The organism is Candidatus Lokiarchaeota archaeon (genome assembly GCA_014730275.1).
GTDB lineage: Archaea > Asgardarchaeota > Thorarchaeia > Thorarchaeales > Thorarchaeaceae > WJIL01.
Genome location: WJIL01000148.1, coordinates 1 through 20721, shown reverse-complemented (window position 1 = coordinate 20721; position 20721 = coordinate 1). Strand labels below are relative to the sequence as shown.

General features: G+C 45.1%; 20 protein-coding genes. 7 read left to right on the top strand and 13 right to left on the bottom strand.

Annotated features, from left to right (window positions below; translation table 11 throughout):
• Window position 1 precedes the first annotated feature (1 nt).
• On the bottom strand, window positions 2–1585 hold the full coding sequence (locus tag GF309_16565; protein MBD3160395.1) for a hypothetical protein: 1584 nt from the start codon (window positions 1583–1585) through the stop codon (window positions 2–4).
• A gap of 191 nt (window positions 1586–1776) precedes the next feature.
• On the opposite strand from GF309_16565, the gene GF309_16560 reads away from it, so the two are divergent.
• From GF309_16560 to GF309_16545, 4 genes are all read left to right on the top strand, one after another.
• Window positions 1777–2721, top strand: coding sequence for a glycyl-radical enzyme activating protein (locus GF309_16560; protein ID MBD3160394.1), 945 nt, complete (start codon window positions 1777–1779; stop codon window positions 2719–2721).
• Window positions 2718–3248 carry a GNAT family N-acetyltransferase gene (locus GF309_16555; protein ID MBD3160393.1) on the top strand — a complete coding sequence of 177 codons (531 nt, stop codon included), beginning with the start codon at window positions 2718–2720 and terminating at the stop codon, window positions 3246–3248. Before GF309_16560 ends, GF309_16555 begins: the two co-directional genes overlap by 4 nt.
• 131 nt (window positions 3249–3379) lie before the next feature.
• Window positions 3380–3889: an amino acid-binding protein gene (locus tag GF309_16550; protein MBD3160392.1), complete on the top strand. Its 510-nt coding sequence runs from the start codon at window positions 3380–3382 to the stop codon at window positions 3887–3889.
• Window positions 3890–5191, top strand: a complete 1302-nt coding sequence (locus tag GF309_16545; protein MBD3160391.1) for an MFS transporter — start codon at window positions 3890–3892, stop codon at window positions 5189–5191. It begins immediately after the preceding gene.
• 35 nt (window positions 5192–5226) lie between these two features.
• Here the strand turns inward: GF309_16545 and amrB are convergent, their stop codons facing one another.
• From amrB to rimI, 7 genes are all read right to left on the bottom strand, one after another.
• Complete coding sequence (gene amrB / locus GF309_16540) at window positions 5227–6066, bottom strand: AmmeMemoRadiSam system protein B (protein MBD3160390.1); 840 nt, start codon at window positions 6064–6066, stop codon at window positions 5227–5229.
• An 80-nt stretch (window positions 6067–6146) separates the two neighbouring features.
• Window positions 6147–7463 carry a histidine--tRNA ligase gene (locus GF309_16535; protein ID MBD3160389.1) on the bottom strand — a complete coding sequence of 439 codons (1317 nt, stop codon included), beginning with the start codon at window positions 7461–7463 and terminating at the stop codon, window positions 6147–6149.
• A gap of 160 nt (window positions 7464–7623) precedes the next feature.
• Window positions 7624–8952, bottom strand: coding sequence for a DUF4010 domain-containing protein (locus GF309_16530; protein MBD3160388.1), 1329 nt, complete (start codon window positions 8950–8952; stop codon window positions 7624–7626).
• A gap of 97 nt (window positions 8953–9049) precedes the next feature.
• The gene (locus GF309_16525; GenBank protein ID MBD3160387.1) at window positions 9050–9796 is read right to left on the bottom strand and encodes a DNA-directed RNA polymerase subunit K; all 747 of its coding nucleotides are present in this window, start codon (window positions 9794–9796) and stop codon (window positions 9050–9052) included.
• A gap of 37 nt (window positions 9797–9833) precedes the next feature.
• A complete protein-coding gene (locus GF309_16520; GenBank protein ID MBD3160386.1) occupies window positions 9834–11462 on the bottom strand; it encodes a thermosome subunit in 1629 nt (542 codons plus the stop codon).
• Between the two features lie 169 nt (window positions 11463–11631).
• Window positions 11632–12540, bottom strand: a complete 909-nt coding sequence (locus GF309_16515; protein MBD3160385.1) for a DUF89 family protein — start codon at window positions 12538–12540, stop codon at window positions 11632–11634.
• Between the two features lie 4 nt (window positions 12541–12544).
• On the bottom strand, window positions 12545–13057 hold the full coding sequence (gene rimI / locus GF309_16510; protein ID MBD3160384.1) for a ribosomal-protein-alanine N-acetyltransferase: 513 nt from the start codon (window positions 13055–13057) through the stop codon (window positions 12545–12547).
• 167 nt (window positions 13058–13224) lie between these two features.
• Between rimI and GF309_16505 the strand changes: the two genes are divergently transcribed.
• Window positions 13225–13803, top strand: coding sequence for an AAA family ATPase (locus GF309_16505; GenBank protein ID MBD3160383.1), 579 nt, complete (start codon window positions 13225–13227; stop codon window positions 13801–13803).
• Between the two features lie 43 nt (window positions 13804–13846).
• Here GF309_16505 and GF309_16500 read toward each other — a convergent pair whose 3' ends face one another.
• The 3 genes from GF309_16500 to GF309_16490 form a co-directional block, all read right to left on the bottom strand.
• Window positions 13847–14431 carry a hypothetical protein gene (locus tag GF309_16500; protein ID MBD3160382.1) on the bottom strand — a complete coding sequence of 195 codons (585 nt, stop codon included), beginning with the start codon at window positions 14429–14431 and terminating at the stop codon, window positions 13847–13849.
• A 61-nt stretch (window positions 14432–14492) separates the two neighbouring features.
• The gene (locus tag GF309_16495) at window positions 14493–16307 is read right to left on the bottom strand and encodes an N-6 DNA methylase (GenBank protein ID MBD3160381.1); all 1815 of its coding nucleotides are present in this window, start codon (window positions 16305–16307) and stop codon (window positions 14493–14495) included.
• A gap of 188 nt (window positions 16308–16495) precedes the next feature.
• Window positions 16496–17419: a hypothetical protein gene (locus tag GF309_16490; protein MBD3160380.1), complete on the bottom strand. Its 924-nt coding sequence runs from the start codon at window positions 17417–17419 to the stop codon at window positions 16496–16498.
• A 316-nt stretch (window positions 17420–17735) separates the two neighbouring features.
• Between GF309_16490 and GF309_16485 the strand changes: the two genes are divergently transcribed.
• The gene (locus GF309_16485) at window positions 17736–18197 is read left to right on the top strand and encodes a hypothetical protein (protein ID MBD3160379.1); all 462 of its coding nucleotides are present in this window, start codon (window positions 17736–17738) and stop codon (window positions 18195–18197) included.
• Between the two features lie 32 nt (window positions 18198–18229).
• Here the strand turns inward: GF309_16485 and GF309_16480 are convergent, their stop codons facing one another.
• Window positions 18230–19009: an MBL fold metallo-hydrolase gene (locus GF309_16480; protein ID MBD3160378.1), complete on the bottom strand. Its 780-nt coding sequence runs from the start codon at window positions 19007–19009 to the stop codon at window positions 18230–18232.
• A gap of 59 nt (window positions 19010–19068) precedes the next feature.
• On the bottom strand, window positions 19069–19413 hold the full coding sequence (locus GF309_16475; GenBank protein MBD3160377.1) for a hypothetical protein: 345 nt from the start codon (window positions 19411–19413) through the stop codon (window positions 19069–19071).
• Window positions 19414–19644: 231 nt separating this feature from the next.
• Between GF309_16475 and GF309_16470 the strand changes: the two genes are divergently transcribed.
• The coding region (locus GF309_16470; protein ID MBD3160376.1) for a hypothetical protein at window positions 19645–20721 on the top strand (1077 nt) is incomplete at its 3' end.

The window sequence follows — 20721 nt, the reverse complement described above, 5'->3', positions numbered from 1 at the left end:
TTCACTGAGATTCAATTGTGCCAGTTACCAATGGTATGACCCAATTAGTGAACACGAGAGCTGATCCTACAGCCCATATGCTACTCAGATTGAAGTGCCAGACTAGCAATGGAATCGTATTGATTCCCAGAGCTACAAACAGGCCAAGAACAATTAGGACGAATATCAAATCAACTACCAGCACTGGCCTTAGTGGTTGTCCCTTCTTCTTTCTGTACAATGGGATTAGTATGGCTATGGCTAGCAATCCTATTGCGCTGAGTATTTCCTCAATCTTGAGATTGGCGAAACCAAAAATCTCGGTTATTTCCGTGGTTTCTCCTTCCGGTGTAGTAACAACTACCTTCACATCGTGTTCCCATTTGCTGTAGATGTTAGTATCTATTTGGAAGGTATATTCGCCCGTAGGTACTGTTTTGTTGATTAGGCCTTCAACAGGTTCATCGTCAACGTAAACGGTGATATTTACTGTCTCCCAGCCACTCTCGATAGTTATGGTGAATCTCGCCATACCTACTACTATATCTGTGGTTGGAGATTTGAATGAGGCTTCAGGTACGCCAAAATTATCAATCACCAGAATCATGCTGGATGACCATTTATGTCCGAACAAATCATATGCTCTGAATGTGAAATTCGCCTCACCTTCAGGATATGGTGTCGTGTTTAGTGTGAAGGAACTGCGCCCCTGTGGTAAGGTAATATTGTCCACGTCGGGTGCAAGCTCGCCATCAACATACGCTGAGAACGTCACATTATCGTAGGGTGTGAATACCTTGATTGAGATCTCCTGATTCCCTGAAATCTCATTGAACATTGACAGACCAGAAATGGCGAATCTAACGTGGTCTAGAAATTCGAGTTGAATGCTTGCAGAATCTGTGAGGCCCTCCTCAGTGTAGACGAGCACGTCAATTTGGTGAATTCCATTCTCATATTCACTGCCGTTGATCATTATAGTGTAATTGCCGCCTGTTACAGGTACAGATGTTGCATTATAGCTTGGCACCAATTCCCCATCCACACTTACGTTCAAGAACACCGAATCATAGTCCGCCGTTATGTTTACGATTACAGAATCAAAGCCTGTGAATGTGGCGTTCTCTTCTGGAGCCAAGATTTCAATCATGGGAGGACCGTGATTGTTGACCAAGAAAAGGAGTGGAAGACTCTCTTTTTCTGGTGTCACCAAATCCTGATTAACGAATAGAAATGTGAAGTTTACATTTCCTTCTGCTAGATTCGTTGTGTCAACTGTGATGTTCTGTTCTCCGGTGTCAATTGGTGTGTTGTTGTAATCGGGATACTCTTCTCCGTCAGTATAGAGCGTCACATTGAGTGGTCCAGCCAAGCTTGTAATATTGAGAGTGATATTAGTAACTCCCGAAATCTCAGTATTGTTTGCGGGGGACATGAGGTCGATGGTGATATTTTCAGAATCGAACCCGGTTGTTACATATGAATCGGCATTGAAAACCGGGGTCGTATTTTCTGGTAATGTCTGGACATTGTGCTGTGGCTGGATTGCTCCAAGGAGAACCATTGACGCTGCGAGGGTTATCACGAATATCTTCCTGTTTCTCATAAAGTACCCTTCCTGATACTAACGAAGCGGAGCTTGGCGCTTGTTGGGTGAGTTCGTGGTGAGTTTTTAAAGATAGCGCCAGTTTCATTGCTGTACAATGCTTCGGGATTTATTTACCGGTGCCAATGGCTTATTTACTGACTGATAGGTTCTATCTATGCGGAACTCGATAAAAAAACGGAGCCCTCGACTTGAAAGGCCTGATAACAAAAATAGAGAGATGCTCAACAGAGGATGGGCCAGGCATCCGGACAACAGTTTTTCTGAAAGGGTGTCCAATGAGATGCCTCTGGTGTCACAATGTAGAAGCAATTGATAGCGACCCCCATCTTGTATGGCATGAATCAAAGTGCATAGGTGATTTGGCTTGTATCGAAGTGTGTCAATACAACGCTTTAGAGATGACCAAGTCAGGTTTGGTTATCAATCGAGAAAGATGTTGTCTTTGCAGGATGTGTGAGGACACATGCCCGTCAGGCGCACTAGAAATCATAGGTACAGAGTGGGAACCTATGGAACTTGTTAACGAGATTGCTCGAGATTCTATATTCTTCGAACAATCCGGTGGTGGAGTAACATTCTCAGGAGGCGAACCCACACAACAGATTGAATTCTTGGAAACCGTTGCTAAGGCCCTCAGGAAAGAAGGGATTCACGTGGCCCTCGATACTTGTGGATACTGTAGTGAGGAGGTCATGTTGCGAGCAATAGAGAATGTTGACTTGATTCTATACGATCTCAAAACCATGGATCCGCATAAACACAAAGAATACACAGGGATGACTCTAGACACCGTGATTCATAACGCTCGTCTTGTTGGGGAGACCGATATTCCAACTTGGGTTCGTACCCCTGTAATTCCAGGCTATACAGATTCAAATAACAACATCAAGCGTATTGCCCGTTTCATACGAGAAGACATGCCTAATGTTCAACGATATGATTTGTTGGCATTCAACCGGATGTGTACTGACAAATACCATTTACTTGGAAGAGAGTATCCTCTTGACGGGGTCTCTCTGATGACTAGGAATCGGATGGAGGAGCTGGCTGATATAGGTCGAGATGAAGGTCTCGAAACTGTTGAGTGGTCGGGAATGACACGAAGAAGCAACTCAGATGGGGGTAAATCATGAAGACATGGAACTTCGAATGCAAAGATGGTAGATCTCTATTCATTCGACATGCACGACTTTCAGATGGAAGGAATATGTTTGATGGATTCGCTGAAGTTGTTGCAGAAGGGAAGTGGTTGCCTACTCTGGAAATAAAAACTAGTCTAAGTCAATGGTTGGACTGGATTGAACGCAGCAAAGATACAGATGATGTTATACTTGTAGCTTTGAGAGACGGACACTATGTAGGCCACTTGACGTTGAGACCTGAGCGATGGGATGCATCAGAACATGTTTGTAGACTTGGTATCATTGTAAGGAAGCCCTATCGGAACACAGGTGTCGGCAAAGCATTGATGACTGCTTCTGAAGAAGCTGCTCACGACGCCGGATTTGAGAAAATTGTTTTGAGTACACTCTCTAACAACAATATAGCAATTGCTTTGTATCGGAGCATGGAGTACCGAGAAATCGGGATTCGAGGAAATCACTTCAAAATGCCCGAGGGGTACGTAGATCAGGTACTTTTTGAGAAACTACTTCAGTGACATCATTCATACTATATACGAAAGCAACATATATCCGGTTGGTTACTCTTAATCGGTTCCTTTCGAAACTCCGTATAATCCTATACATCATGCATCATTGGTGAAGTTTCTGTGCGCCCGAGGTGTATACAATGTGGGAAAAGATATGTGACAAATTTGAAGCCTATCCTCAGCGGTTGGTTGTTGCGCAGGAGATAGTTCGTCACGGTCTAAGAGTTGAAGCGCCCGGTGTGGTTAAGTGTGGTGACATTGGCATTTCGTTGACAGCTATAGGTGAAGCAGTAGGTGTTGATAGGCGCACAGTGCGCTCCATGACTGAAGATGTGTGTGCCGATGAAGAGCTTTGCGAGTTCTTCTCACGCCTACAACCTGCGGGACCATCGCTTGAGAACGTTTGCGAAGTCTTTGGTTACGGTTTTGTCAAGATCTACGTGGAGTCACCAGAGAATCCTGGAATCCTTTCAGAAGTGACTGCGACTATTGCGGGATACGGAGTGGCAATCCGTCAGGTAGTGGCCGAAGATGTAGCTATCTATCAAAAACCGTGCCTGAAGGTTATCACTCAGAAACCCCTCCGCGGTGCGATTATTGAGACTTTGTCAAACATAACAGGAGTAACTAGGGTCATCATAGAAAACTGAATGCTATCCTTAAAACTCAAATCCTATGATACTCCACACCACCAAAGTATTTCTCTTATGAAGACGATCAAGACGGCGCAACCATCACTGGACAACCAGACCTCAACCATGCCGCAAAGTGGTAGGCTACGACAGGTCTTGATGCTCGCGATTTCACTTTGTATGCTCCAAATCGGTTTTGGGATTATCACCCCGATTTTTCCCTACTACATTGCTGCTCTTGGTGTTGGTGCAACAGAACTAGGTGTTCTCGCCGCTTCTTTTGCGCTATCGCGGATTGCATTTGCAGGTCCTTTGGGGGGTCTCTCTGATAGTCGCGGAAGGAAACCCGTGATGCTTGCAGCATTGCTGGGATTCGCTTCAGCTAATGTGATGTATGCATTTGCGCCCAACATCTGGGTTATGATTCTTGCTAGAGCAATCGAAGGGGCAGTTTCAGCTGGATTCTATCCTGCTGCAAATGCTTACATGTCAGATGTAACCATTCCAACAAATCGCTGTACTGGCATGGGCTATCTCAGCATGGGAAACATGGTTGGTTTTATCATCGGTCCGACCGCTGGCGGGATTATGGCCCAGTTCCTTGGAATCAGATTACCATTTTTGGTGGCTGCTGTATCAACTATTGGCACCCTTGTGGCTCTCTATGTTCTGGTAACCGAACCGAAGATAAGCGAAAATCAATTCCATGAAACCAATCCCCAAGTAAATCTCAGAGAAGTCTTTGGCCGACATAAGCACTCTTACTTTGCTTTAGCTGTGGCTCTTTTTGGAAACATGTTTGCTATTAGGATACTAGAAGTTGCATTTCTGATCGACGCGTTAACTCGATTTGGGGTGATACCCATTCAGATATCGTTGTTCTTTGGCATAATTGGCATAATCACGCTGTTGGGAAACCTTGGATTTGGTCATTTGTCAGATCGAATTGGCCGCAAATGGCTAATCGTGTTCGGTTGTGTGATTAGTAGTTGTGCTATGTTCGTTTTTATGCTATCATCAACTGTGACTGGATTCTATCTCGGAGGGGCAGTCTTAGGAATTGGCCTGTCAATGCGTGGGCCAACAATTCAAGCGTTGATTGGCGATTTAACCGATGATGAGGCTTACGGAAAAGTGATGGGTGCATACGGTGCAGTGAGTAATAGTGCTTATGTGGTAGGACCAATCCTTGGAGGGCGATTATACGACACAACTGGTAATTGTGTGTCAAGTTTGGCATTGGCCGGAACAATATCACTTGTTGGGGCTATCACAACTTCGCTAGAGCTTTCTGATTCAGTACCTGACGATGCTGATTAAAACAAACCTTGGAGTCAGTCAGTCGTCGTCTGAGTTCACACTATCTCAGCGGCAACATATGCTACAACGCTTTCTTTGTCTCCCGTTACATCACCGGAATTTGTGTATTGAAGAAGTCTGAATACTTCAGCCCCTTGCTCATTGGCATAGACGACAGCTGATGCTATGGGCCCTGCGCCGCAAATACTGATTCTGTGTTCACGAACGAAATTCATGAAACCCTCCGAATCTAGGAATTCGAGATACTCCATTGCCTGGTTATCTTTTCTTCTAGCTGTATCTGCTGGCTCAAAATGAGTGAAATCGGAACTGGCTATTACTAGAATATCCATTTCTTCTCCCAATGATGCGAAGGTTTCGCCAAGGGATTTGCAGATTTCATATGACTGCGTTTTCAAACAGATTGGTACAAATGGAGGAACGTCATCAAATATGTACTGTAAGAAGGGAAGCTGAACTTCAATTGAATGCTCTTGAGCGTGGGCAATGCAATCACTTTCGGCAAATTCATTTTCATCAAGAATGCCGTTTCCTAGCTCAGTATCATACGTGACTACACCAAGTGGTGTCTCCCAGTCCTCTTCACATATAGCAACCCGTGCTCCTTGCCCCGAGTGATTGGGACCTAGTATGATGATATGATCTGGTCTTCCATCTTCGAAGATTTTCTGGTAGGAATGAGCCGCGGTCGTACCCGAATATACATAGCCTGCATGAGGAGCAATTACTGCCTTAAGGTCCCTCTTCTCCCCAGGTGTACCTTCTGGAGTTCTTCCTGGTCCCATTTTCTTGGAAAAACAATCATCAAGCCTCTGCTGAAGAAGTCCCTTCTGTCCTTCGTAGAATTTACCTGCCACTACCGGAAGACGTGTCATTTCCAATCCCTACCCTAATACATGCTGGCCTATTGAGAAAAGGCTTTCCCTACACAGTCGCTAGACACCTGTTAAGTCTCTTAAGTTCCTTCTAATCTATTCTTTACGTGCTGAACTATTTCTTCTTTGGAAACTTGGGCAGTCTGTTTAGTCTTCATATCTCTGATACTAAGCTTACCTTCGCTCAGGTCCCTTTCACCCACGATAATAGCCAAAGCGGCCCCTTCATCGTCAGCTTGCTCAAGAAGTCTGCCCAATGGTCTATCCATCAAATCAACACCACAAGAAAAGCCCGCTCTTATCATCTCTTTCTGTACACTCATGGCATACTTCTGCATATCCTTTGAGACAGGTGCTACAAACACATCAAGCTTAGGTCTGAGCTCCTCGCCTAATCCTTTTTCCATCAATATATCGATGATTCTTCCTATTCCAAGTGATATACCTGTCGCACCTATTGATGGCCCGCCAAACTTCTCGATAAGGTTGTCATATCTGCCTCCTCCTGCAATGGATCCAACATCGGGTTCTCCCAAGTATCTCCCCTCAAATACTGGCCCGGTGTAGTAGTCCAATCCCCTAGCAAGAGAAACGTCAAATTGGGTGTATTTCCCGAGTTCTGCTTCCGTGAAGATATCCTCCATTCTGGCAAGCTCATCTACGCCTTCTATTCCGACATCTGAGCCGGATAAGAGCTCTCGGAATTCATCAAGGCTAGAGATGGTCTTCTCTTCATCAAAGACATTATTCGCTAGAAATTCAATCTGTTTTTGGTTCATACCTCTTTCACGAAGCTCTTCGACCACCCCTTCAACCCCGATTTTGTCGAGTTTGTCTATGGCTCTGAAGCACTCATGTGTGAGTTCCTTTGGTATACCTGCTTTTTCTGTTAACCCACGAAGCACCTTTCTGTTGTTGATTTTGATGACGTATTGATTATCATCGAATATCGCATTCATGAATTCAAGAGCGACCATGACTACCTCCGCATCAGCTGCAGGTGTGGTATTGCCTATCACATCAACATCGGCTTGTGTGAATTCTCTATATCTTCCTGCTTGTGGTCTGTCATATCTCCACGCTTTTCCTATAGCATATCGCTTGAACGGTTTTGGAAGAGTTGGGTTTGACGAAACAATCCTTGCCAAAGGCACCGTGAGGTCGAATCTGAGCCCAACCTGTCGATCCCCTTTGTCCCTGAACTTGAAAGTGTCTGCTTCAATTTCTTCTCCTCCTTTTGCAGAAAGGGTCTCCCACAATTCTACAGCTGGAGAATCCAGTGGTTCGTATCCAAATAGCTTGAAAACATCAACAGCTGTTTGGATGAGATAGTCGCGCACATACATTTCCGGGCCCATTAAGTCTCGCATACCGCGGACTGTCTGCATTTCAGTCATAGAAAACCTCCAAAACAAGAAGAACTGAGCGAAACGGGGTTCCCTCCACCAGGAGACTATCTATCTCCAGACCTGTGAACGGAGCCACCAACGCTCAAATGCTTCACCATCAAAGAGGTGCCGTGAGACCATTTTAAGGGTTATGTTGAATCGGATTACATTAGAACCACGGGAAAATGCCCCAGGCTAAAAGGGCCAAGTATACAACCACTCCAATAGCCATAAGGAGTGAATCACGCCCTACCTTCTTTGTCAGTTCTGGCTCTTGATCCGTTGAATACACATAGATTATCTTGTTCAAAACCGCGATGGTTGTTGCTATGATGACAGAAAAAACAGCCGACTCAATTGATATGTTTCCAGCCGCATATCCTGTAGTGACGGTTGATACAAGCGCTGCGGCCGAGACAAAGCCCCCAAATACCGCAGCTATGAGGATTCCGAAGTTGCTGAAGGTGTCTTGAAGAAAGAGTGAAATCACTGTTACTACCGTGAATACCAGGGCGAACTTCAGTGCTGCTGTCAATTCGAACGGAGAAACGAACCTGGTGTCCAGTTTCTCTTCATCTGGCTTTTGTATGACAGTTCGCTCGTGGAATAAACGGACCAGACCACCTATTGTGAGAATACCAAGAGGAATGATGTAGAATCTGAAGATACTGAGAGATGGATCGATAAGTATGACAAGAACACCATTTCTCAACACCATGGCTATGTTTGCGAAAATCACTGAGAGTGATATTCTGCCAGTGAATCTCCTTTTCGTTCGAACATGAAAATCAGCTAGACTCGTTACAGTAGCTTCACTATTTGCAAATCCCCCGAAGAATCCGAAAAAGTATGTTCCCCGTGTTCGGTATTGCTTTACAAGGATATAATTGGCAAAACTGATGCTAAGAAGAAGAACAACAAGGAGATACGTCTGGTGCACTGGCAAGGTTATGGGCCCGATTTCCCAGGTGGCAGGCAAGAGCGGCCACAGGAAGAATATCAGGACACCCAGTTGGACTGCACTGATCATCTCTTCTTTCGTAATCACTCCTACTGCACTTGCTACTTCCTCCTTGAATCCTAGCACGAGAAATATGAAAAAGGACATTGTCATAGCGAGAACCTGCAGGGGGCCAACAAGTTGCCCTTCAAGTGGGGCCTCGTCCAGCCCGACAAGTGCTCCCAAAACAAACGAGATGCCAAATACGATGCTGGTAGTTGTTCCTTTACGCATGGTACGAAACATTTTGTATACTATCTGTGAGCTTGTTAGTATAGCTGAAATCACAATGGCGTAGATGAACAGAGTTGGGCTTCCTGAAACTGTGAATGAATAAGCTGCAAGAGTTGCCATCAGACTGTGGAGGCCGAATGATCTTACACCTGCTGTAAGATCTTCTCTCATTCGCTTCTGTCGTTCTAGACCAATGAGTGCTCCTACAGCAAATCCGATTATGCAGCGGAGTACAAGTGTAGTGTCAAGTAATATCTCCTGCAACCATAATCACCATGGGGAAGAGAATGATGGAATACCCCCACTATTAAGGAGTACTGTTATGATAATAGAAAAAAGAGGGAAAGAGGTGGATTGTAAATCAATCCAACCTCGTATTCTCTAGTAGTAACGAAAGCGGTATGTCACGATGCTCCCCGGTAGGCAGTCTTCGTCTGACCGTCATAGGCAGCATTCCCCTCTTCAGTTCGGCTTCTGCTAGTGCAAACAGGTTACCGTCAACGTTATCGGGATTAACGAGAAGAGGGGCCCCCATGGAAAGCTGAAGTGCTCGCGCTCCGATGATTCTGGCTTTCTCGAATTTGGTTAGCCATTTGGGGCCAATTGGAATGCCCATGTCCTCTTTCTCTTCCTCTAAGCCTGTGGTCAGGTCCTCCCTTTCCGGTGGCGGTTCGAATTCTTCCGCACTAGGTAGTTCGTGAGCTTCGTTGGGCTCCTCGGGTTCTGGTCTTTTCCGTTTGCGGAGTCTCTTTTGGCTGAGGTCTATTTCACCAGCTTCAATGGCTTTTCTTACTTCACTAGCGGCCTCAATCACGTTCTTGGCCTTTCTGACACTCAAACCATTGATACTCACAGCAATAACTGCTGAGTTGGCCTCTTCCAGTTTTTTCAGGTCACCGTATCCCTCTCTGTGCAGCTTCTCAGCAGTACGAGGGCCTACGCCTGATATCTCTGCTAGAGCGAGGAGTTGTCGTTCCTTCTCGGTGTGTCCACTGTCATCTTCGTCATCCTTGTCTTCTTGCTTCTCTTCGTCTTCTTGTTCTTCTTCTGGTTCCTGTTCCTCGGATTCTTCCTTGGAATTCTTGTCGTCCTTCGAATCATCTGACATATGCCACACCTATCTAATCGGCGTTCGGGACGCTTTATTAATCTAGGTCTTCATCCGGCCCGGGTGCGCCACCCCCACCCATACCGCCGCCTTTGCTGCTGATGACGTCATCGATCTTCAAGAGCATCTGTGCAGCTTCAGCAGCAGACATAACGATTTGCCTATTTACAGCAGCCGATTCGATAACACGATTCTTCTTCATGTCATCAATCTTGCTACTGGTGATATCGACTCCAAAGTGCTTCTTGCCTTCCGAATGTGCGGAACGGAGCTCAACAAGCATGTCGATTGGGTCGAGGCCAGCGTTTTCGGACAGGGTAGTTGGTACAACTTCTATAGCATCAGCGAAGGCGTTGACAGCGTATTGTTCTCTACCTTCGAACTTTGATGCTTCTTCGCGAAGACTATGGGCGATTTCACAAGCGAGTGCTCCACCACCATAGGTGACTTTTGGTTCCATGATAACATCGCGGACAACGTAGAGTGCATCATTGAGAGCGCGATCCACCTCGTCTACGATATGATCTGTACCACCACGAACAATTATTGTGACCGCTGAGGTCTTTGGTGTGCCTTCAACAAAGAGCATTTTGTCATCAGCCACTTTTCGCTGCTCAACAAGGTCCGCTTCACCCAAGTCATCCTTCGTGAGATTGTTTATCTGTGAAACAATGGTTGCACCTGTGGCTTTGTGCAGCCGCTCAATATCTGATTTCTTGATTCTCCTGACAGCTAGAATACCATTCTTCGCCAAGAAATGTTGTGCGAGGTCATCGATACCTTTCTGGCAAATGACAACATTTGCACCAGTCTCCACAATCTTATTTACCATAGACTTCAGCATATTCTGCTCTTCATCTAGGAATGATTGCATTGATGTTGGGTCTGATATGGAAATCTTGGTGTCAAATTCGGTCTTAGAGACTTCAAGAGGTGCCTCGAGAAGTGCTATTTTGGCCTTGTCTATTTTCTTGGGCATTCCAGCATGTACGATTTCCTTGTCAAGCACCAAACCGTTAATCAGCTCAGTCTGGTCGACTTGAAGACCTTCCTGCTTCTGTCGTGGTATGTCCTTTATTGAAATATCCTCACCAGCTTCTTTTTCCTTACTGATTGCAAGAACTGCATCGACAACAATTTCTGCCAATGCCTCCTTGGAAGTTGAAACGAACTTGCTTGACATGGCAGTCTTTGCTACGTCAATGAGAATATCACGATAATTCTCATCTTCTGGATCGATTTCATCAGCAGTCTTATCAATAATATCTAGTGCATGCTGTGAAGCTTTCCTATAACCGCTGATTATAGTAGTGGGGTGGATTTTCTGATCCAGCAGTTCCTCTGCTTGCTTAAGAAGTTCGCCTGTCAGAACTGCGGCTGTGGTAGTACCATCGCCCACTTCGTCGTCCACGGTCCGGGCTACTTCGATAACCATCTTTGCAGCAGGGTGGGACACGTCCATCTCTTTGAGGATGGTTGCACCGTCATTGCTAACGGTAATGTCGCCAAACCCGTCTACAAGCATTTTGTCCATACCTTTTGGACCTAGGGCAGACCTAACTGACTCGGCAATCACCTTTGCCGCCATGATGTTGTTTCTCTGGGCATCACGGCCCCTACGTCTCTCGGTATCCTCTCGTAATACGATAATCGGTTGTTGACTCATCCTTATTCCTCCAGTTTCATTCTTCACTCTTTTTTGGCAAAACAAAACTGTACATGCGCTTCGTCGAAGATATCCATTTAAGCATTACTTTGTGAACACATCAACTTCGATTTCAAACCCAATAAAAAACCTTCTCTAAGCCACATTGTCTCCGAATCTATCTAAGATTCTATTTCCGTCTAAGAACAACGTTCTCTCCCTTCGTAACGCCCAATACGCTTGCAATATGTGGGCATTTTGCTCTTGAAACATAGTATGTTTCAACAGATAATTCGCGCTGGATTTCTGGAAATGTCTCAATATTCGCTTGCCCTTTTGAGATGACTACATCTGCTTGTGCCACCGCATCAAGGAACTCTTGACTTACCCCTTTTTTGGGAACCCCAAATGCCCATGCCCCCGATGTGATGATCTCAGCTATTTCCTCAATCCCCGTTTCCTTGACATCTTCCACGACAACATCATTCATCATTGGCCTATCCTTCACCACATAGGTCACAGTCCAGTTCTGTGCATTGGCGATTTCAACGAGTGGCATATCGAAGTATGTTTCGCCGGCATTATCGGCAAGGAATACCATTTTACCCTCCTTGGATTTCAGTTGTTGCCACAGCTTTTGCGAGTCATCAAGCGCGAAACCTTGTTCCTGGATTGAAACAAAGGCTTCTACAAGCCTACTCAAATCGGGGTTGTGCCCCGCTGTATTGAAGTCAATCATATTGCCCGCGACTGCTGAAGCCAAAGCAGCCCGCAGTTTCTCATAACCTTTCAGAGAATTGATCCTTTCCCGTACCTTCTTCATGCCTTTTTTCGCTGCTTCATTGCTCATTTTTTTGATATCATGATATGGATCTACAGCGTCTTCCATGGAGTAGAGTTCCCTGTAAAGCCCGATAGAAAGAGTTGCAGGATCTTTCTTTTCTTGGAAACCCTTGGCTAATATGTCAAATGCGGTAGAGAACAATTCGAACTGTCTCTGTTTGTCTTCGGTAAGCAAAGGTATCAATGTCTTGAGTGAGTTGACCATGCATGCTGAACAGTCAGGAATTAGTGGAACAACTAGTGGCTCATCTGTCACTGCTTCATTCTTCCTCTTCTTTCTTGTTGACCATCAAGTAGGCGTCTTCTCCATCCCTGTAGTAACCGTTAAGGGTCTTTTTGATGCTGAAACCAAGGCTTTGATAGACAGATACAGCAGCATCATTTGTTTTTCGAACCTCAAGGAAATATTCGTCTGCACCATACGAAGTCATGGACTTCATTACGGAATCAACCAATGCTCTACCAATTCCTATCCTTCGATGATCTGGTAGGACAGCGACAGAAACTATGTGCCCTTTCTTTGTCGGTCTGATTCCAAAGTTCGATATTCCACGCTCAATACGGCACATGATATAGCCAACAACTTCTCCATCTCTAGTGGCCACAAGAAACGCTTTGGGTGCGTGTTTGTACAAGCCCAGAAAGAAACGCTCTGGATAGTTTTCGGGTAAGCACTCTCTGTTGATATTAACGACGGATTCGAGATCGTCTTCAGTAAATTGACGGATTTGAAATTCTGAATCCATCGCTTTTTCAACTTCCTTTGACTGCATGGAGCCAGACCTAATTGTGCGAGCGCTTTTTCATACTTATTACCGTTTTCATGCTAACGGCTGACAGTGAATTCCTCTGAGCAGCTAAATTGTGTTGTGTGTAGGCGATTTCTGTCAAAAGTCATATTCCCTTAAGCTAATATTTACTCAGTTTCTGCACTTCTAGTATGAACGCGATTGTTATCGGCGGGAGTCCAGGATGTGGAAAGACCACAGTTGCATCTCTACTTGGAAGAAGCTTGGATAGAGCTGTCATTTCACTTGGCAAGCTGGCTGTCGAGAAGGACTGCATAACTGAAGAAGACCTAAAGAGAGATACACTCGTTATTGATGAGGATTGTATGGTTAAGGCCATTGGGAACGTAATCCGCAAGCATGACGATGAAATCATTCTAGAAGGTCACTATGTGGATTTGGTACCTTACAAAGAGGTTGAGAAAGTTATCATTCTTCGGGTACATCCGGAAGCCCTCCGAACTCGGCTCATGGAACGTGACTATCCTGAAATCAAGGTTAGAGAAAATGTTGAAGCCGAGGTCTTTGGGGTCTGCCAGATGGATGCCATTCATTCCTTCGGAGAAGAACTTGTATTTGAGGTAGATACAACAGGTCTTACTCCTGAAGAGACTCATGACAAAATAATCGAGCTCCTACGTGCCTCTGGGAAACCTACCCGAATAGACTGGATGCAGCGTCTAGAGAAGGAAGGCGTCCTTGACGACTACGTTACCCCGCAATTCGAATAGGCTAATCTGTCATCAGTTATAGCAAACGTAGCTTATTGTTGCACTATTCCTTTTCTCGGAGTGGTATGGAGAACAATGCTACAATTGCGTATACTATCATCGTCAACGGTATTCCTGTTGCTGCTAAATCGGCTTCTGGATCCACACTGAGACCAAATGAGATGAGGAAGTATACGGTCGTTGCTGACATAGCTAACATCATGGCGGGAATCGCTGACAGATACGTTGCTCGTGGTTCGGTATACGCCCAATATCCAATAGCCAAGAGAAGAACTCCTGCTATCATTGGGAAGAGAAAGAATAGGCTACCTGTCATAAGATAAGCATCGAAGAACGTATCAAAGCCAATCTCCGGTGGATGGTTCATCACTGGCAGGAATTGTGACCATATACCCAAGAATCCCGTAATCATGAGAATCATAGCTGGCCACCGGTATTTCATAAGGCCAAGTTCTCGCTTTCTCAGTTTCTTTCTGAGTTCTTCGGCCTTCTTCTTTCGTTCCTGTTCTTTGGCTCGCTCTATTTTCTCTTCAGACTTGGTCAATCCTTTCTCCTCGGTTTTGTCTTCTTTAACGGCTTCTTCGATTTCGGATGCCATCTCACTGGAATCCTTGTTTTCCTTGCCCATGGTGACTCTTGTGGTATTTCCCGTCTCTTTATTTAAGCCTCAGCTTCTCAGCCAAGCTGAATCAAGCATCCATTCTAGGAGAATTTTCTATTTGAAGAACCACTGAATTGCTGAGCACTTGTTTCATACACTTGCTGATTTCTTCTGAAATTATGTCATTTGCTGTTCGAATCGGATTTCTTTGGTTGTCTATATGTTTGAACCTTTCATCTATCTTTTCAACAAGAGACTTCCCTTCTACAAGATAGAGTTCGTAAACAAGAGCATCTGCGATTCTGTCAAGTGATTCTATTTTCCTTTGTGTTTCTAGGGTGGGTGAGTCGATCCTGTACAGCTCTTGCAATGATTCAAACAGCGATACGTACGGTTCCGGGATGTCCGGATAAATGATTGGGATCTCTTCGATGATACCAGTATTCAAACAAGTTGTGAGCTTTGAGTAATTGGTGAGGTACCTTACGCAAAGATAGCGAATCATTCGCGAATTGAGGATGACACCCAAAACTCTCGAATCCATTTTTCGGTTGTGGATTACTATACTAACAACCCCTCCACCATGAATCATTCCTTTCGGCTTGAGGACGCATCGCGGATAGGCTTTGTTCTTCGTTGCAAGGAGGAATCGGCTGTCTTTGGTTTTCTGGAGATTCTGTGTTTCCAGATAGGAATCATTGGCGTACTTGAAGTACTTCCTATCAAATCCGTAGCGTCTTATGCTTCTTCCTGACGAAGCGTATGGTACTGAGAAACCATCTGATTTGTTTACTCTGACATACTCGCTGGGGATATCTCTTCCTCGAGTCGCAGAGATTTGCCCCGTTGTTCCTTTAGGAACGATTTTCTTGAATAGATCATCATGATATAGAACTGCTATTCCACCATCTTGGAAAGTCTTTCTCGGCGCTACGTTCTTAGTGGGAATTCCAGGTCTCCTTGACATCACGATGATTCCTGAGTCCCCTGGTTTATTTGGAGAACAAAACACGCTGACCATTTCAAGTGTGACATCTTGGAAGGGGCTCCCCTCATCTATTATCATCCATACTCCTAGCCTTCCTGCCAAGAACGCTCGAGTTTTGCTGAATTGCTTTGTTCGCATGATACTGTTTGGTACCACAAAGGCAATTTCGCCATCCAGTTTGAGGAGTGAACTCGCCCTTGCAAGGAATTGTGCCGCGATATTCCACGTTCCCTCTCTTCCTCCAAAGAGCGCTACGTCGTATGTGCTTTCAATATACTCCTTCTCAGAACTTGTGAGTAGGTTTCCAAAGGGTGGGTTGCCTACAATGATATCGAAACCCGGTTTTTGATTGCTGAAAACATCCGGGAATTCCTCACACCACGAGAACGGTTTGAAGCTACTCCGTTTCATTGCTGAATGACTGGAACCATGTTTATTGGTACTCCCATCGAGAGCATTCCCTCGTTCCTTATTGGAATTAGTACTCCCGACCAGACTATTCCCTTTCCGTATTTGTCTTTCGACGATTTCTTTGAGAGCGCTAGGTGGAAGCTCTTGGGAGGTTCTTTGTGCCCACTCCACAAGTTTCATTCTGCATTCCCGAACTGCATCTTTTCGAAGATCCACACCAAAAAGATTGGTGGACAGTATAGATGCCCTGAGGTGACCCGTATCTTCAGCTTGGTTGAGTTCACATCGTTTTTGAAGAAGATATTCTGCTGCAACGAGTAAAAACACTCCATCCCCAACTGCAGGATCCAGCACCCTTACAGAGGTGAGCATTTCAGAGTCTCTTTGGTTTTGCCCGTTTATCCATGCGTCTATCGATTTTCTGGTGATGTACTCTGCGATTTCCTCAGGTGTGTAATATACCCCCGATTTTCTGGAGTGGAATCTCCTGCTCCGCTTGGGCATTATGAATCCATCACCAAGCTCTCGGGGATGGTTTCTGATTTGAATCTATGCTTAGCTTCTCTATGAAGCAATGACTGATGAATTCTCACCTAATATATCCGAGTAGATACATGACTACGAAAAAGAAAAACGAATGAGAGGCGAGGCCCCAAATGATTCACTCACTTGGGGAGCTCGTCTTTCATCCTTCATCCGATTTTTGTACCACAGTTGGGGCAAAACTTGGCGCCGTTGAGTTTCTGTCCACAATTGGGGCAGAATTTCGCACCTGCAGGAGCACTTGATTGTCCACTATCTTGTCCTCCCTGCATCTGCTTACCCATTGCACCCATCATCGCAGCTCCAGCGCCGAAACCGGCGCCTTCGCTCTTCCCAATCGATTCAGCAGCTGATTTCATTGTTTCTGAGCCCATGACCTGCTGACCACTGACCTTGCCAGTCTTCAACCAGAATAGTCTCTCTCTGTACTTCTCGGTTGTATCGATACCTTCGAACTTCAAATCGACAAGCTCTAGGCCTATACGTTCGAATGACATTCTGACCTTTGTCTTAACCTTCATCGATGTTTCATCGAGTTGAGTGAACACAGTCTGGAGATCATAGTGTGCAAATTCGTCAATGATGCGTTCGTTAAGGAAAGATCGCAGGTAATCATTGACCTTCTTAGTAGTGAAGGCATTCTGATTTCCTACTACGTCGCTGACGAATACCTTCGGTTCCTTGATACGGAACCAGAAGTTGCCATGGAACATAAGCGGAGCGAGGTCACTTGTCTGTCCTCTCCCTCCGAATTTGCCCTGGAACTGAGAGCGTGAGATGAAAATGCATGTTGCTTGGAAGATATCTCCCTTGACTTTCTCCTGCAACCAGCCAACGAGACTGGGCATTTTGCTCGTTGTCAATTTGTGTCGTCCTGCCAGGAAGGTATCAAGGGCTTTACCATCCCGATAGAAGATTGCTGCTTGGTTCTCATGTACAATGAGTTGGCTACCCCAGTCCAATCGATTGTCTGGGTACCGCCAGACTATTTGGTCCGGCCCGGCATTAGTCCATTCTATAGCGTCCGCCATATTGTATACTTCCGTATATTGGATTCTGATTCCCTTTGTCATTTTGTGTCGATTTAAATATTGACATGCTATATTACCCGCCTATCCGCTGTATCGGTTCTTTAATTTAACCGGTCTTACGTGGCCTTATTGGAACCTCTAATGTGGTCGAAATAAGCTGAAGATGATTTTGGAGCCCAAATAGAAGATGTTCAAGCTCACGGTTGGAGATCCATTCTATAGCGTCCCCCTCTTCTATGACTCGTTGGCGTCCGAGTTTGAGCGGGTCGAGATGCTTTCTACACCCCGAGATGCCTTTCTGCCTGCATTCATGCTTTGAGTTATTAGGGGAAATCCGAATTGGGGAGTGGAAATTCTGATGGAACTAGCAGACGCACCCAATGAAGATAGCGGAGAAGAAGAGAATGAAGAGTCGAGTACAGGTGAAACGCTTCGTTACTTTAATCCCATGAACAACTACTTCACATTAATAGCAGGAATCGTTGTTAGCTACGTTCTGTTCTTCATATTCGGTTATCCTGTTCTGATAATAACGATGCTGTTCTTTGTTGTCCAAATCGTAAAAGAGACCGTTGATCTTCTTGGGAGGATTTCAGGAGGTTTTCTACGAAAGGCAGCATACCTGAATGTCAGTCTAACCTTGTTCTATTTTGGAATTCTTGCCATCAATGGGCTTGCGATTTTTCGGGGTTCTTCACCTCCCATACTACCCCAGATAGGGAATCTTACGTTTCTCACTCCCATGCTGATGATGACAGCTATGTACGGCCTGAGAAACATCAGAGGGATGGTGGAAGCGCGTCAGGATACTGAAAAATAGATGAACCGCCCCTTCCAGTTCTCGATTTTCAACTAGAGCTGGATTTCAAGGAGATCTTCTCCCATGATGACCTCTGCGTTGTTGGATTTACCTACGATTTCAATGACTGAATCCCGTTCACGGACAACTGGCGGAGATACATGGACGAGTATTACCTTCTCTGGCTGTGCTTCTAAGACAACTTGGTTGAGATCACTGGGGCTTGTGTGAACACCTTCACGGTGGTCGCCATCAAGCCAGTTACATTCATGAATTAGCAGGTTTACATCCTTGGCCATTTTGATGACTTCTTCACACGCCGATGTATCGCCCGTGTATACCAGGGAAGCACCATCTCCTTCTACCTTGAACGCTCTACTGTCCTGATCGCTATGACAGGTCGGATAGGCCTCGATTGTCACACCACCGAATTCTAATCTGTCGTGTTCTGCCAGTTCGATAACCTTTGTAGAGATTCTATCGAGAAGATAGGGGAATGAAACCTCATTGATTCCCTTTAGCCAATCGTGGATGTCTGCAGACCCGTACACCTCCAGTGTCTTATCATACTCCTGAAGCCATAGCGTTTGATACAATGGAAGAAAGTCTGAGCAATGGTCAACATGGAAATGGGTAAAGAGTACTGCAGAAAGGTCGGTGAGTTCTATCCCTGTTTGAGTAAGCCTATGGAGCGTTCCTGATCCGTTATCAAGAAGGAATGTGAAGTCTTCAGTTTCCAAGAGCACTCCAGACTGAACCCGTTCTGGATCCGGGAAGGAAGTACCAGTACCAAGCAACGTGACATGCATGTCCATCGGATTCTGTGATGGCATGTTGGCTAATCAGTCTTGTCTCAACGACAACTGATAGCGTATTTGATTGCTGACACTAGTTATGCTGGGAGTGGTTTTGGCTTGAGTACATATCTCACAGTATTTACGAACAACTTCAACTGACTAGCCAGCTTCTCGGGTGGTTTCTTTGCAAGCTCGCGAGGCGATAATATTTCTCTACAGGTTGTCTGACGCAGCACTCGCAGAAGTGCGATTGATTCCACTCTGCAATTGCCTTCTCGAACTCCTCTCCACAGTTGTTCGACAGCAGCAACCAGATTCTCGCCATATCGAACAAGCTCATTTGTGTTGATATTCCCTTCCAAGCAATCAATTACACGGTTGGCTTTCTCTGTTAGGGTCTGAGTTATTGGATTGTTACCCGCTACATCTTGGTATGTCAAGGCTGTCAACCAGTGTTTCTGTGTTGTTTTCTGCTATATAATTCCCCCACCTGCACGGAGGACGCATTATTTTGCCTTCGCGCTATCTTAACTATTTATTATTGATTTAATGTATTAGCCGCCTAACATATGATTTATTTCTTTAATTAACAAAAAACTTATTATAATTGATAATTTTTGCGTAGCTCTTATTAACTCGCTCAAAAAAAATCATACCGAGGATTAGGTGTAATGAATCACAAGCACGCCATACTTCTTTCACTCATAATGCTAATTGGCATGAGTATGTTTCCGTTGGGAACGTCTCCTGATATGATTTCACGGAGTAACCCGATGGAACAAGTAACCCCGGCTGAAATCACGCCGCGCAATATTCGAGTAGCAATATACAATGAAACCAATTTTACAAAACCAACTTGGGCATATGGTGGGTCATTCACACAGGATTCAACTGATATTGCTCAAGTGCTGGAAGATGCTGGCTATCAAGTAGAACTTCTGACATTTCAAGATCTGCTTGACCATAGGCTTATTCTAGCAGATTTTGATGTGTTCGTACTACCAAACAATCTCCCGCGAGAGAACGTCACGATGCTGGCAAAGGAGTTCTGGTTGGCTGGCGGTGGTCTTCTTACTGTCGACAGCGCGGTCAACTTCTTAGGATATGCTGGAGTGGTTCCGTACGAGTCCGAAGGGAATCATGGCCACGATACTTACTGGTATTACAATTGGTCAGAGATTCAGACTGTAGCTAATCTACATCCTGTTACAAAGAAGTACTCTGTTGGAAATACAATCAACACAACGAACTGGAATTGGGCAACTTTCAATTGGTCTGCCCTCTCAACAACCAAAGAATACTCTCATTATACAAAGCTGTTGAACATAGAGGGTCAACCGAATAACGTTACAGGCTTTGCATACAATCCCTATCTTCGAGGTGGCAAAGTTGTTCATCTGCCTGGTTTCGTAGCAAATACTACTCCAAGCAGACCCATGGTGCAAGGAATAATGAATCTCTGCATAGATGCTGTAGAGTGGCTGTGCCCAGTTCCAAAATCTCGGGTCGCTTACGATCTTTCTCATCATCCAAGACTTGGACTAGATGCCTGGGAGGAACAGCCTTGGCATCCTGGTATGCTGCCTGGCTTCAGGAATTTGCTCGTCAATCACTCGTTTACTGTTGACAAGCTATATCCTTCACCAGAAGGAAATCTTACATCAGACCGGCTTGAGTCGTATGATATTCTCATACTGGTATGTCCTGACTACAATCTTACTAGCGATGAACGGACGGAGGTTCAGTCT

Bases quoted from the DNA above. Each gene is read 5' to 3' on its own strand.
- GF309_16565 (MBD3160395.1), bottom strand. From the start codon at position 1,585: ATGAGAAACAGGAAGATATTCGTGATAACCCTCGCAGCGTCAATGGTT.
- GF309_16555 (MBD3160393.1), top strand. From the start codon at position 2,718: ATGAAGACATGGAACTTCGAATGCAAAGATGGTAGATCTCTATTCATT.
- GF309_16550 (MBD3160392.1), top strand. From the start codon at position 3,380: ATGTGGGAAAAGATATGTGACAAATTTGAAGCCTATCCTCAGCGGTTG.
- GF309_16545 (MBD3160391.1), top strand. From the start codon at position 3,890: ATGCTATCCTTAAAACTCAAATCCTATGATACTCCACACCACCAAAGT.
- amrB (MBD3160390.1), bottom strand. From the start codon at position 6,066: ATGACACGTCTTCCGGTAGTGGCAGGTAAATTCTACGAAGGACAGAAG.
- GF309_16535 (MBD3160389.1), bottom strand. From the start codon at position 7,463: ATGACTGAAATGCAGACAGTCCGCGGTATGCGAGACTTAATGGGCCCG.
- GF309_16525 (MBD3160387.1), bottom strand. From the start codon at position 9,796: ATGTCAGATGATTCGAAGGACGACAAGAATTCCAAGGAAGAATCCGAG.
- GF309_16520 (MBD3160386.1), bottom strand. From the start codon at position 11,462: ATGAGTCAACAACCGATTATCGTATTACGAGAGGATACCGAGAGACGT.
- rimI (MBD3160384.1), bottom strand. From the start codon at position 13,057: ATGCAGTCAAAGGAAGTTGAAAAAGCGATGGATTCAGAATTTCAAATC.
- GF309_16505 (MBD3160383.1), top strand. From the start codon at position 13,225: ATGAACGCGATTGTTATCGGCGGGAGTCCAGGATGTGGAAAGACCACA.
- GF309_16500 (MBD3160382.1), bottom strand. From the start codon at position 14,431: ATGGGCAAGGAAAACAAGGATTCCAGTGAGATGGCATCCGAAATCGAA.
- GF309_16495 (MBD3160381.1), bottom strand. From the start codon at position 16,307: ATGCCCAAGCGGAGCAGGAGATTCCACTCCAGAAAATCGGGGGTATAT.
- GF309_16490 (MBD3160380.1), bottom strand. From the start codon at position 17,419: ATGACAAAGGGAATCAGAATCCAATATACGGAAGTATACAATATGGCG.
- GF309_16485 (MBD3160379.1), top strand. From the start codon at position 17,736: ATGGAACTAGCAGACGCACCCAATGAAGATAGCGGAGAAGAAGAGAAT.
- GF309_16480 (MBD3160378.1), bottom strand. From the start codon at position 19,009: ATGCCATCACAGAATCCGATGGACATGCATGTCACGTTGCTTGGTACT.